A 12,865-nucleotide genomic window follows, 5' to 3' on the forward strand; every position below is an offset into this window, starting at 1 on the left:
AGGCTATGCGACCGACTGCACGAGAGGGACGTCTGTGAGCACGAATTCCGGAACGATCCGCACGGTCAACGGCATCCGCACGGCCGTCGGCGTGAGCGGGCTCGTCAGCGCGATCCTCGGCGTCCTCATTCTCGTGTGGCCGGGACGTACCGCGATGGTCGTCACCGCGATCGTCGCGGCCTATGCGATCATCGCGGGCCTCGTCCACCTCGGGCTCGGGCTCTTCAGCGGCGGCAAGGGCGGGTGGGCGCGCGTCGGTCGGATCCTCCTCGGGGTCGTGTTCATCGTCGCGGGCGTCCTGGCTTTCCTGAACCTCGGCCAGACCACCACCTTCCTCGCGCTGTTCCTCGGGATCCTCGTCGGGATCCTGTGGATCGTCGAGGGCATCGTGGACCTGACCTCGCTCCGTGACGCCGCCTCGAAGACGATCTCGATCCTGTTCGCGATCCTGTCGATCGTCGCGGGCGTCGTCCTGCTCCTCACACCGCTGTGGGGCGTCACCGTGCTGTGGTGGCTCCTGGGCCTCTCCCTCATCGTCCTCGGCCTCGTGAACATCGTGCGCGGCTTCCGCTACGGAACCGTCCGGGCATGAGGAGCCGCACCGTGACCACCCTCGACGGCCTGTACAACTTTCGCGACACCGGCGGGCTCCCGCTCCAGGGCGGTGGCTACACCCGCCCGGGGGTGCTCTACCGGTCGGAGGCGTTGCGGAGCCTCACCGACCAGGGAGTCGCCCAGCTCGCCGCGACGGAGATCGGTGTGGTCGCGGACCTCCGCACCTCCGCCGAACGCGAGGCCGCGCCCGACCGGCTGCCGAGCACGAGGCCGTTCGACACGGTCCGGCTGGCGATCGCCCAGGGGGCCATCGGCGAGCAGATCGGTGCCCTGACGGGCCCGGCGGGCGCGCCGTCGTCGGACGACGTCCGTGCGGGCATCGAGTCGTTGCCGGCACTGGGCGACCTCTACGTCTGGATGCTGCAGCGGTCCGCCGCGGCGTTCGCCGAGGTCGCGCGCATCGTCGCGGCCTCGCACGACGGCGCTCCCACGGCAGTGGTCGTCCACTGCACCGCCGGCAAGGACAGGACCGGCGTGGCCGTCGCGCTGCTCCTCGACGCGGTGGGGGTCGAGCGCACGGCGACCGTCGACGACTACGCGCAGTCCCAGCGCAATCTCTCCGGTCCGTGGGCGGACGGCATGATCCACATGATCGAGTCGCTCGGCATCACCGTCACGCCGCAGCTGCGGACGCTCGCCACCGGGACGCCCCCGTCCGCGATCCAGCAGGCGCTCGCGTGGGTCGGCGCCGGCGGCGGGAGCGCGGAGTACCTGATGTCGGGCGGTCTCACGCCTCGCGAGCTGAGCACCGTCCGGCGACGCCTCGCTGGGTGAGGCTCTTCGTCACTCGCCGCCGGCGAGGTGGAGCCGCAGCGTGATCTCGTACGCGTCGAGCTCGTCGAAGACGTACTGCGCGGCACCGCTGTCGTACTGTCCGGAGGACGTGAGGCCACGCAGGCGCTCCCTCATGATGCCGACCAGCGCAAGCTCGAACTCGAGCGCGTCGGGACCGGCGTCGTGCCGCGCACGACCTATCTCGAAGAACCACGGCCGCGACGACCGGTAGAGCTCCGGCGGGAACGCCGTCGAGTCGGGACGCGCCACCGTGCGGCGAGCGACGGCTCGCTCGGCCACGTCGTGCAGGTCGGCATGGATGAGGCGCACGTCGTCGGGCGCGTCGCGGTCGGCGGCCGGGCCGCTGAGCCGACGGACGAGAGCCGGCAGGGTGAGACCCTGGAGCATCAGGCTCCCGGCGGCCACGACGAACGCGATGAAGACCAGCAGGTCCCGTGCCGGGGTCTGCTCCGGGAGCGTCTGGGCCGCCGCGAGGGTCACCACGCCGCGCATGCCCGCCCAGACGACGACGGTGCTGTCCTTCCACGTCAACGGCGCCGCTTCGTAGTAGTCGATGTCGTTGCGCAGGCGACGGATGGACTCCGGTGCGCTCGCGTTCCGTCGCTCGCCGAGGACCACCAGCGGTCGAGGCGGATCCTCTCCGTCGCGCAACGCCTTCTCCCGCGCGGCGAGGCGCTTGTTGACCGACCTGCGGACCCGCACGTTGTGCAGACCGAGCATCGGGAACACGTAGGCGGCGCGGATGCCCGTCAGGATGACGAGCGCGACCGGCGCGATCCACAGCGCACCCAGCAGGTGCGCCCCGTCGGCGTCGCCGTGGGAGACGATCCCGTAGAGCTCGAGGCCCATCGCCAGGAAGACGGCGCCCTCGAGGACGAACTCGACCGTCCGCCAGTTGAGCTTGTCGGAGATCCGCTGCTCCGGCGTCAGCCAGCGCGTCGCACCGCGTCCGCAGACGATCCCGGCGGCGACAGCGGCGACGACACCCGAGCCACCGAGCGCCTCGGTCGGAAGGTAGGCCAGGTAGGGCACGGTCAGTCCCAGCGCGGTGTTGGCGGTCGCACTCCCCGTCCAGGCCCGCACCCGCAGCGCGATCGCGCCGACCCCGGCCCCGACGACGACGGCGGACAGCACCGCCCAGGCGAACGAGCCGACCGTACCGAGCACCGAGAAGCCCACCGCGGCCGCGGCGATCGCCGTCCGCAGGGTCACGAGGGCCGTGGCGTCGTTGAGCAGGCTCTCCCCCTCCAGCACCGCCAGCACGCGGCGCGGCGCCCCCTGCTCCTTGACGATCGAGGTGGCGACCGCGTCCGTCGGGCTCAGGATCGCCCCGAGGGCGATGCCGAGGCCGAGCCCCAGGCCGGGGACCGCCCAGGCGAAGAACACTCCCAGCACGAGCGCGCTGACGATCACGAGGACGACGGCGAGCCCCCCGATCGCGGTCGAGTCCCGGCGGAACTCGATCCGGGGCGCCGCGACGGCGGCGGAGTACAGGAGCGGGGGCAGCACCCCGACGAGGATCAGGTTCGGCTCGACCGAGATCGGAGGGATCGCGGGGACGTAGCTGACCGCGACGCCGATGCCCACCAGGACGAGCGGGCCGGCGACGCCCACCTTCCGGGCGAGCACGGTGACGACGACGATGAGGACGACCGCAGAGATGACGACCAGCAGCATCTCGGTCGACACGTCACGACCCTCCGGCGGTCGTCAGGTCGGAGACGCCGGAGCCGATCAGCTTGGTCCCCAGGATCACGAACAGCACCGTCATGATGACCGCGTGGTTCGCGACGAGCCAGTCCCGCGGCGCGGCGAGCTTCTTCTCGACCTGGCCCGGGGCGACGACGCTGAGCACCCACGGGACCGCCACCGCCGTCACGCCGAGGAGCCCGAAGACGAGGATCACCGCGACGACCTCGGCCACGGCGAGCGAGGCCTGCGAGATCCGACCGCCGGCGGCGATGAGCAGCGGCAGGTCCTTGGGCGACAGCGGACCGGAGATGAGCACGCCGATGAGGAAGGCCTTCATCAGCGTGAGCTGGTCGATGCTCTCCATCCACTTCGGTGTCTCCGTCGACGACCGCTTCCGCCACTGCACGACCGCGAGCGCGACGAGCGCCAGCCCGAGCGCGATCTCGAGGGCGTCGACGGCGTAGTGCGGTTCGGAACCTGCCTCGTCCGTCCCGCTCGATCGCCCCAGGAGCACGAGCAGGCCGATGAACACGATCGCGAACGTGTAGCAGCCGAGCACGAACGCCGTGCCGTTGGTGCGCCCCTTGCCGGACGTGGCCATGAGGATGACGGCGACGATCGCGAGCGGGCTGATCGCCACGGCGACACCGATCGTCAGCAGGTCTGCGAGAACTGTGAGCACGTGCCCTCCGGGGTCGGTCCAGGGGTGGTGGGCCCGCCGGTCGCCCGCCTCAGCGGTCCGACGGTCCCGGCCCCGGGCTCCCGTCCCGCCTCGCGGCGGCGCCGACGGCGTCGGACGCGCGCCGGCGGCTCCACCACGGCAGGACGACGAGCGACGCGACGAAGAAGCAGAGCGCACCCACGAACGTCCCGCCGTTTGCGAGCGAGCTGCTGATCGCCGACCCGTTCGGGAGGACGAACGCCCCGACCGCGGAGACCGCGAACGCGGCGCAGCCGACGAAGTTGACGACTACCGACCACCACCCGATCCGCCGCGGGTCCCACCACGTCGCGCCTGCGCGTGCGTACGCGACGAACGCGAGGTTGGCGCTCACGAGGAACGCCAGGGACCCCGCCGCGTCCGGGTTCCAGACGTACTCCGTCTCGGCGTGGCGCGATCGCGCGTACAGGGCGGCGGTGGTGCTGACGTTGAACATGATCGTGCCGAAGGACTGGGTGGCCGCGGTCAGCCACTCGGCCCGCACCATGCGCCCGGGCGCGTAGTGCACGGGGACGCTCACCGCCCCGCTGAGGAGCAGCTGGGCGAACCCGGCCGCGGTGAAGAAGAGCGCCCCGACGAAGTAGAGGAGGTTCGCGACCGACGACCCTGCCCACGACCCGAACCCCGGTGCCGAGCCGATCGCGAACAACGACGAACCGATCATGAACCCCCAGCACTGCTTCGTCAGGGTCGGGACCAGGAACGGCCGTGGTCGGACGGACGCGGTCATGATCGCTTCGCTCATGGCGACGGTTCCCCTCGATGGGCCGGCAGGACGGGTGGACGGGACGGCCGCGGGGCGAGGGCGGCGAGACCGCCCCCGCCCCGCCGTGCCCGCTCAGTGGTGGAAGTGCGACCCGCTCGAGGCCTCTCGCGGGAGCGGTGCGTCGAGCGCGTCGAGGAACGTGACCTCGCCCCTGATGTCGGCCAGGAGCGCCGAGGCGAGGTCGCGGCTGAGCCCGACCTTGACGACGATGCGCTGCAGGACGACGTCGGCCATGTCGTCCGCCATCGGGTACGCCGGGACGAGCCAGCCCTTCATCCGGAGTCGGTCGGCGAGGTCGTACAGGGTCCACTTGTCCGTGTACCCGTCCTTGAGCACCCAGGCGAACACCGGGATGGTGTCGCCCTTGCTCATGAGCTCGAACGGCCCGATCTCTGCGATCCCGCTCGAGAGATAGGTGGCGACGTCGATCGAGTTCTGCTGGACCTCCCGGTAGCCCTCCCGACCGAGGCGCAGGAACTGGTAGTACTGCAGCAGGACCTGCGCCCCCGGCCGGGAGAAGTTCAGCGCGAGCGTCGGCATGTCCCCACCGAGGTAGCTGACGTGGAAGATCATGCTCTCGGGGAGCACGGCGGTGCTGCGCCAGACCACCCATCCGACGCCGGGGTACACCAGTCCGTACTTGTGACCGGACGTGCTGATCGAGTTCACGCGGTCGATCTGGAAGTCCCAGACGAGGTCCGGCTGGCAGAAGGGCGCCACCATGGCGCCGGACGCCCCGTCGACGTGGATCTTGACGTCGAGCCCGGTCTTCGCCTCGATCTCGTCGAGCTTCTTCGCGAGCGCCTCGACAGGGTCGTAGAGCCCGGTGAAGGTCTGGCCGAGGATCGCGACCACGCCGATCGTGTTCTCGTCCACGTAGTCCTCGAGGTTGTAGCCGTCCAGCACCAGGTGGTCGGGCGTGACAGGCACGTACCGGGGCTCGACGTCCCAGTAGTTGCAGAACTTCTCCCAGACGACCTGCACCGCGGCGGACATGATGAGGTTCGGCCGCTCGGTCGACTTTCCTTCGGCCCTGCGCTTCTCCTGCCAGAGACGCTTGAGCGCCAGCCCGCCGAGCATGCACGCCTCGGAGGAGCCGATCGCGGAGGTCCCGATCGTGTCCGTGGGGTCGGGCACGTGCCAGAGGTCCGCGAGGATCCGCCAGCAGCGGTCCTCGATGGCTGCGGTCGCCGGGTACTCGTCCTTGTCGATCATGTTCTTGTCGGCCGACTCGCTGTAGAGCTTGAGCGCGTAGTCGTCCATCCACGTGGACACGAACGTCGCCAGGTTCAGGCGCGAGTTCCCGTCGAGGATCGCCTCGTCGTGAACGATCTGGTACGCCGTCTCGGGGAGGCTCGGCCCCCCGGGCATCTTGAACTTGTCGAGCTCCGTCGCCTCTCCGGGTCGCACGAAGACCGGGTTGACGCTCAGCGTCGGGTCGATGTTCGTCGTCTGGCGAGCCTTCGTGGTGTTGACGGTCATGCTGTCCTCCTGGTGCTCGGTGGGGTGGGTCGGTCGTGGGTCGACGGTGGCGGCATGCCGATCGGGCGGAGGCCGTCATCGCGCCACCGGCGAACGTCGCACCGCATCTCCGGCGGGCTCGGCGTCCGCTCTCCTTTCGGTCACCAGGATTTCTCCGAGGTCACCTCCGCCGCGGTCAGAGCGTGTTCTTGACGACCTTTCCGCCCTTGACGATGAGCTTGAAGTTCGCGTCGGGGTCGGCGATCACGGAAAGGTCGGCGAGCGGATCGCCGTCGACCAGGACGAGGTCGGCCCACGCCCCCTCGCCGATGACGCCCAGCTTTCCGGCACGGTAGGTGTTCCGCTCTCCTGCGAGCTCGAACAGCTCCGCGTTCCCGGACGTCAGCATCCTCAGCGCCTCGACATTGCTGTAGAACTCGCTCATGCGCGCCGCCATGACGCTCTGCCGGGACGCCGACTGCGGCTCCAGGAGAAGATCGGTCCCCCACGCGGTCTTGACGCCGTACTTCTTGGCCCACTCGTACACCTGCTCCGTCCCCGTGCAGATCTGCGCGTTCTTCGCGGCGCGCGCCGGGTCGGGGTAGTGATGGTCCGGCTCTGCGAACGGCTGCATCGAGAGCCACGTCCCCGTCTCCCCGACGAGCTGGATCGTGGCTTCGTCGGCCAGGTGGCCGTGCTCGATCGAACGGACGCCGGCGTCGATCGCACGTCGGATGCCGTCCACGGTGTACACGTGCGTGGCGACGTAGGTCCCGTAGTCGGCGGCCGCCTGCACAGCGGCGCGGATCTCCTCCGGGGTGTACTGCAGCGTGCTCAACGGGTCGTACATCGAGGCCGCGCCGCCGCCGAGAGTGAGCTTGATCTGGCTCGCTCCCTGCCGCAGCTGCTCGCGCACCGCGGCGAGGACATGCGGCACGCCGTTGGCGACACGCGTGAAGTGGAGATCGTCGGTGCGACTCGGCCGACCACCGAACTCCTGGGGCACGTCGTAGACGAACGCGAAGTCCGCGTGCCCCGACGTCTGGGAGATCATCGCCTGGCTCGGGAAGATGCGCGGGCCCTCGAAGACACCGCGGTCGATGAGTGCCTTCACCGGCGCCGTGTCCCCGCCCATGTCGCGCACCGTCGTGAACCCGCGCAGGAGCATGCGCCGCGCCTCCGCGATGGTGTTGCCGTACAACGTCCCGGTCGGACCCTGGACGAAATCCATCATGGTGTTGGCGTTGCCCATCAAATGCGCGTGCGCGTCGCTCATGCCGGGCATGAGGAACTTCCCCGCGCCGTCGATCTCGATGACGCCGTCGGTCTCGTGGCCTCCCACGGGTGACGACGAGACCGTGACGACGTGCTGGCCCTCGACCAGTACGTCCGCATTGTCGAGCGTTTTTTCGCTCACGCCGTCGAATACTCGGACATTCCGAATGATCATTCGCTGGGTTGCCGCCGTGGATGCGCTCATGCGGCGATGCTAACCAGCACGACTTCCGCACCGGACGTCGAATGAGCAATTTCCCCCGCCCCCTCACACGGTGCACCACCCGGCCTTTCACCCGCACCTTCACCCGGAATGCCCCTTTCTGGGCATGCTGACGGGGGGGTCCCGTGGTACGACTGGGTTGGGATTGTCGACCTGCGGCCCGGAACGGCCGATCTGGAGGTTTTTACGACGATGTCGAACGATGTTCGCGACGACGGGTGGATCTGGGCGCCCGGGCGCACGGTGGCCGCGCGGGACCGGTCCAGGAGAGCGTCGGCCACCGGCGCGGGGCGGAGAGCGCCGTGAACCTCAACGACCCTGCCGGAGCGCTCGCGGCGCTCGAGCAGGCGGTCGCCTCGGGCTCGTCCGACGGGATCGCGGCGGCAGCGATGACGAACCTCTGGCCGCTCTACAGCTCGCACTACGACCTGCTCGTACAGACGATCGAAGGGCTGCCGCCCCCGGTGCTCGAGCGGTACCTCGCGCTCCGCATCGTCCATCCGATGACGCCGCTCCTCGCACGTACGCACCGCCCGTTCAAGCCGCTCATCGATCCCGACGAGGCGCGGACCCTGAGCCCGGAGGAGTTCGACTTCCTCGCCCTCGCCCAGATGCTCGCCTTCCGCCTCAGCGGGGACGTCGCGGCGGCGGTGGTCTGCGCCCAGCGTCTCGCGGAGCGGTTCGCGAACGTCGATGCCGAGTGGCACCAGCGCACCGACGGGCCCCTCTGGTTCGCGCGCGTCCAGATCGGCTCGACGTACCTCCTGGCCGGCGACTCACGCCGGGCGCTCCTGGAGTTCGCGACGGCCAGAGAGCTCGGCCGGCACTCGATCCAGCCGGATGCGGAGCGGTTCGCGTTGAGCCGGCTCGCCCTCGCCCACGCGCTGCGCGGATCGCTGGACGACGCGCGGGCGGCGCTCGACGAGGCCTCTGACAAGCCCGGCCCCACCCCGGCGCACGAGCGGTCGACGCAGGCGACCGAGGCTACCGCCGAGGCCCTGATCGCCGTCGACCGGATGAGCGCGGACATGGAGCTGCGGCTCGCGGGGCTCGAGCCCTACCACAGCGTGGAGATGACGTGGCCGTTCGCGCTGCTCGCCCGTGCACGCGCGCTCGTCGCTCAGCACCGGCCGAGCGAGGCGATCGAGGTGGCCGAGCTCGCTCAGGAGTCGCATGCGCGTCAGCACGGTTCGATCGCCGACGACATCGTCGCGGCCGTGTCGATCGAGGCGTTGCTCGCGATGGGCGATGAGGTCACCGCACGGCGCCTGGCCGAGGATCGCGCCCGCTGCGGGCCGATGACCAGGCTCGCCGCCGTCAGGGTCGACCTCCAGCTGGGCCGTCTGGACGCCGCGACGAAGGCGCTCCGGCGGCTCGCCGGCGACTCGCCGCTCGGCCCTCGTCTGCGTGCCGAGCACGTGGTGCTCTCGGCCTGGCTCGAGCTGGCGCACAACGGGAGGGTCAGCCACCACACGGCGCTCGCCATCGCTCGCGCCGCGAGCACGGGCGACATCCGTCGGCTGCTCGCGTCGACGCCTCGGCAGCTCGTCGACGCCGTCCGCGATCGCCTGGGCGACCGGTCGGCTCTCCAGTTCGACCGGTCGGTCGACGGCCTCGAGCTGCGCGACGTGCCCAACCGGTCGGCGCTGACGGAGAGCGAGCGGCGCGTGCTGTACGCGCTCCCGCTCCATCGCACGGTCGCTGAGCTGGCTGCCCGGTTCCACGTCTCGCCGAACACGATCAAGTCACAGCTCAAGTCCATCTACCGCAAGCTCGGATGCTCGACGAGAAACGAGGCGATCGAGCTGAGCGCGCTCTTCGCCACGAACGCGACCATCGAGAGCGAGCCCGGAACGTCCGGGACCGCCCTGGCATCGGCGAGTCGGAGCCGATGACATCGTGGCGACGCAGGGGCACGACGGTGCGCCTCACGTCCGCCCGTGCGTCGTGGTCGTGCGCGCTGGGAGCGTCGTCTTCGGTGCGTGACGGCTCGATCGGTGGTGCCAGACTCTCAGCACCGCGCCCGCGTCCTTGCTGAGTCCTCCTCCCAGGAGCATGCCGATGGCGATCGCGAGGAGCGAGCCCAGCGTGGCCATGATCGTGTGCGCCGCACCGGCTGTTCCGGACGCAGCCTCGGTGAGTCCGATGAACCCCATCGATCCGGGCACGAGCAGCCAGTAGGCAGAGGTGAGCATGATCGGCGGTGGTGGGGCACCGGGGTACCGGGCCGCGAAGTAGACGGCAGGGACGACCACCAGAGCGCCGACGAGCCCGGAGAGCTCCGCCCCCAGCAGGAGGTTGCCCAAGGACTGGGCGGCGTAGGCGACCACGAGCGCATAGAGGATCCAGACGAGTGACCCGCGCGGGGCGGATTCGAACACGTAGTAGCCCAGGCCCACGAGGAGGAGCCCGCACCACGGGGCCCACGCGCCGAGCTGGCTCGCGTCGCTGCTCGTCGCCGTCTCCTTGATCACCGACAGGCCGGCGAAGACCCCGAACGTGAGAAGGCCGAGGCGCGCGATCCCGTAGACCAGTCGACTTGCGCCGGCCATGACTTGGCCCGAGGTGAGCTCCACCGCGGCGATCGTCAGAGTGAGCCCGGGCAGCAACGACACCAGTGACGGTGCGACGAGACGTAGAGAGTTGTCGTCGACGAGCGGTCGGGCGACGAGCCCGACGAGGACCGTCACCGTGAACGCGGTGAAGACCGGGAGGATCAGTGCGAGGGTCGCGATCCGTGAGCCGTACAGCACGATCGTGCCGACGACGACGCCCAGCACGGCGTAGACGGGTAGAGCGTTGAGCGCGGGGTTGACGACGAGCCCGAAGCCGAGGGTCAACAGCGTGTGACCCAGCACGGTGAGGATCGGGCCGAACCGTGGATTCTTGGCGGTCACCTCGGCGATCCGGGCGATGACGCCGTCAGGGGGCGGCTGCTCACCGAGCGCGTGTCGCACGATGTGGTCGATCGCGCCGACCTGGTCCAGCCGCAGAGGTTTCCCTTCCGCAGGGAACACCGCGGTCTGCGTCGTCGTGGGGTCCTCGATCAGGATGAGCGTGGGGAGGACGTAGACACGAAGCTCGGGTCTGCCGTATCGCGCCGCGAGCTCGTTGAGCGTGTCCTGCACGTCGTTGGTCGCGCTGGTGGACGCGAGCAACGCGGCGCCGACCGCGCCGAGCAGTCCCGGCAGGCCGCGCTCCGGCTCCAGGGCGCGCTGCGTCGACTGACGGTCGCCGAGCACGCGGAGCGATCGCACAGCCGCGACGACACGATCCGTGATGCGCTCCCGAGGTGCGTCCTCAGTCACGGGCTCTTGACCTTCCGCTACGGGCGTCGCTCGACAGGACAGCGGCGCCCCCGTCGGTGGGGACGACCAGCCCTGCTGCGTCCGCCATGTGCCCGTGTCGGCAAGCACCGGAGCTGGCGAGCCGCGCCGAGAAGCATCTTGAAAAGAAGATCGCGGTGTGATTCGAAGTCAGCCCACGCGTTATTTCCTGTGGTGGTCGCGACGGGCTGTTCGGACCTGGGTGCGGGTGCGTCCTCGAGCACGGCGAACGCCCTGGCCGGTCGTCAGCGCTCACGAGCTATCCAGCCATAGACGGGACCAGGGGAGTTCGCGCGACAAGAGGCGCGCGCTGCAGGGACGGTGAGACAGACAAATGTTCACCACTCCTTCGTCGAACCAGGCCGGACAAGGTTTGCGAGCTCTTCGGCTCCCTTGCTACCACGGCCTTGCCCCACGAGCATGTCGACGCCGAGCAGATACCCGGGTGAGGCATCGGGTGATATCCAGGGCGTCCCCGGTGTCTGTGCACGGGCGAGACGGCCGGCTTCGACACCGACGTCGCGAGACGCGCCCGTCTGGAAAAAACACCGTCGGCACGGCGGACTCAGCATTCACCGGCACCGGCGACCCGAGAAAGACCACCATCCCGGTCGGGTCCACTCCGACGGCACCTTCGCGGCCCGGACGACCATGCAGCCTCACCGCCGCGAGCACCCTCGGGCTCCACCGCTGGCACTCCCGACGCGGCGACGGCGAGGCCAGGGCGGCCGAGCTCGACCGGCCTGCACCACCGCCGAGCGCTCAGCACCGCCCAGACACCGGCCCACCAACACAGAAAGTCCCGGCCAGGATCACCTGACCGGGACTTTCCGAGGGCCTTCCGACTCGGAAGTCGAAACCCTCTCCACGTGCGCGAGGGGGGACTTGAACCCCCACGCCCTTTCGGACACTGGCACCTGAAGCCAGCGCGTCTGCCATTCCGCCACTCGCGCGTGCCGCAGAAGACTAGCACGATGCACGACGGCGCCTGGCACCGCCCGGCCCGACGTGACGGCCGCCACGTGCCTGTCGTCGCGCACCGCCACGAGGCGCCGACGACCGCGCGCCCGACGTTCACACGGTCCACCACGAACGCGCCACATCCGTCCGGAGATCGTGCGACGAATCGGGCCTCCGGCGCAGACGTGATCGATACGATCTAGGTAGTCTGCCCGGGACGCGGGTATGCACGGGGGGCCACCAGGAGCACGGCCGGAGGAGCAGACGACGACCGCGCGGCACGAGCCGCGGCACGAGCGAGCACGAGGGAGGAGGTGGCATGGGAGTCCTGGACCGCTTCGAGAAGGGCGTGGAGCGCGTGGTGAACAACGCGTTCGCCAAGGTCGGGCGCAGCGAGGTCAAGCCCGTCGAGCTCGCGAGCGCGCTGCGGCGCGAGGTCGACGACCGCGCCGCCGTCGTGGACCGCGAGCGCACCGTCGTGCCCAACGAGTTCACCATCGAGCTGTCGGTGGACGACTTCGGCCAGGTCGAGGGGTGGGGCGCGGAGACGCTCGCCGACGAGCTGGCGTCGAACGTCACGCAGTACGCGGCGTCGCAGCACTACGCCTTCGTCGGCCCGGTGAGCGTGAGCTTCGAGCAGAACGACACGCTCGACGTCGGCCGCTTCCAGCTCCGCTCGGCGAGCGTGCGGGGCAACGTGGCGCCCGCGACGTCCGCGTCCCCGAGCACGCGGCACCCGCTCGTCGACATCGACGGGCAGCGCTACCTGCTCACCGGTCCGGTCACGGTCATCGGCCGCGGCTCGGAGGCCGACATCGTCGTCGACGACCCAGGGGTCTCGCGCCGCCACCTGGAGATCCGCGTGACGCCGGAGGGGGTCATCGCGACGGACCTCGGCTCGACCAACGGCCTGTTCGTCGAGGGGCACCAGGTGCCCGCGGCGACGCTGCTGGACGGCAACTCCCTGACGATCGGCCGGACCCGCATCATGTTCTGGACCGGCGCGTCCGACAACGAGGAGTGGTGATCCG

10 protein-coding genes and 1 tRNA gene are annotated in these 12,865 nt (G+C 70.1%); 4 read left to right on the forward strand and 7 right to left on the reverse strand.

The window, feature by feature from the left end; translation table 11 throughout:
* Positions 1-34 precede the first annotated feature (34 nt).
* Together ACFC2L_RS05020 and ACFC2L_RS05025 are read left to right on the forward strand one after the other, a co-directional pair.
* Positions 35-592, forward strand: coding sequence for an HdeD family acid-resistance protein (locus ACFC2L_RS05020; RefSeq protein ID WP_375823209.1), 558 nt, complete (start codon positions 35-37; stop codon positions 590-592).
* Between the two features lie 11 nt (positions 593-603).
* The gene (locus ACFC2L_RS05025; RefSeq protein WP_375823210.1) at positions 604-1,389 is read left to right on the forward strand and encodes a tyrosine-protein phosphatase; all 786 of its coding nucleotides are present in this window, start codon (positions 604-606) and stop codon (positions 1,387-1,389) included.
* Positions 1,390-1,398: 9 nt separating this feature from the next.
* Here ACFC2L_RS05025 and ACFC2L_RS05030 read toward each other — a convergent pair whose 3' ends face one another.
* The 5 genes from ACFC2L_RS05030 to ACFC2L_RS05050 form a co-directional block, all read right to left on the reverse strand.
* Positions 1,399-3,099 carry a cation:proton antiporter gene (locus ACFC2L_RS05030; RefSeq protein ID WP_375823211.1) on the reverse strand — a complete coding sequence of 567 codons (1,701 nt, stop codon included), beginning with the start codon at positions 3,097-3,099 and terminating at the stop codon, positions 1,399-1,401.
* Position 3,100: 1 nt separating this feature from the next.
* Positions 3,101-3,784 carry a GAP family protein gene (locus tag ACFC2L_RS05035; protein ID WP_375823212.1) on the reverse strand — a complete coding sequence of 228 codons (684 nt, stop codon included), beginning with the start codon at positions 3,782-3,784 and terminating at the stop codon, positions 3,101-3,103.
* A 49-nt stretch (positions 3,785-3,833) separates the two neighbouring features.
* On the reverse strand, positions 3,834-4,568 hold the full coding sequence (locus ACFC2L_RS05040) for a hypothetical protein (protein WP_375823213.1): 735 nt from the start codon (positions 4,566-4,568) through the stop codon (positions 3,834-3,836).
* A 93-nt stretch (positions 4,569-4,661) separates the two neighbouring features.
* Positions 4,662-6,071: a glutamate decarboxylase gene (locus tag ACFC2L_RS05045; RefSeq protein ID WP_375823214.1), complete on the reverse strand. Its 1,410-nt coding sequence runs from the start codon at positions 6,069-6,071 to the stop codon at positions 4,662-4,664.
* A gap of 175 nt (positions 6,072-6,246) precedes the next feature.
* Entirely contained in the window at positions 6,247-7,467 is a 1,221-nt protein-coding gene (locus ACFC2L_RS05050; RefSeq protein ID WP_375823215.1) for an amidohydrolase family protein, read from the reverse strand.
* A 383-nt stretch (positions 7,468-7,850) separates the two neighbouring features.
* Here ACFC2L_RS05050 and ACFC2L_RS05055 point away from each other — a divergent pair, with 383 nt between their 5' ends.
* Positions 7,851-9,443, forward strand: a complete 1,593-nt coding sequence (locus ACFC2L_RS05055; RefSeq protein WP_375823216.1) for a LuxR C-terminal-related transcriptional regulator — start codon at positions 7,851-7,853, stop codon at positions 9,441-9,443.
* Positions 9,444-9,476: 33 nt separating this feature from the next.
* Here the strand turns inward: ACFC2L_RS05055 and ACFC2L_RS05060 are convergent, their stop codons facing one another.
* Together ACFC2L_RS05060 and ACFC2L_RS05065 are read right to left on the reverse strand one after the other, a co-directional pair.
* Positions 9,477-10,805, reverse strand: a complete 1,329-nt coding sequence (locus ACFC2L_RS05060; RefSeq protein WP_375823217.1) for a threonine/serine exporter ThrE family protein — start codon at positions 10,803-10,805, stop codon at positions 9,477-9,479.
* 939 nt (positions 10,806-11,744) lie between these two features.
* Positions 11,745-11,827: transfer RNA gene (locus tag ACFC2L_RS05065), tRNA-Leu, on the reverse strand.
* A 326-nt stretch (positions 11,828-12,153) separates the two neighbouring features.
* On the opposite strand from ACFC2L_RS05065, the gene ACFC2L_RS05070 reads away from it, so the two are divergent.
* Positions 12,154-12,861, forward strand: a complete 708-nt coding sequence (locus tag ACFC2L_RS05070; RefSeq protein ID WP_047230883.1) for a DUF3662 and FHA domain-containing protein — start codon at positions 12,154-12,156, stop codon at positions 12,859-12,861.
* Positions 12,862-12,865: the final 4 nt, after the last annotated feature.

This window comes from Cellulosimicrobium sp. NPDC055967 (assembly GCF_042269845.1).
In the GTDB taxonomy this organism is placed as follows: domain Bacteria; phylum Actinomycetota; class Actinomycetes; order Actinomycetales; family Cellulomonadaceae; genus Cellulosimicrobium.

Excerpts from the sequence above, each read along its gene's own strand:
- ACFC2L_RS05040 (WP_375823213.1), bottom strand. The coding sequence starts at position 4,568 with ATGAGCGAAGCGATCATGACCGCGTCCGTCCGACCACGGCCGTTCCTG.
- ACFC2L_RS05045 (WP_375823214.1), bottom strand. The coding sequence starts at position 6,071 with ATGACCGTCAACACCACGAAGGCTCGCCAGACGACGAACATCGACCCG.
- ACFC2L_RS05070 (WP_047230883.1), top strand. The coding sequence starts at position 12,154 with ATGGGAGTCCTGGACCGCTTCGAGAAGGGCGTGGAGCGCGTGGTGAAC.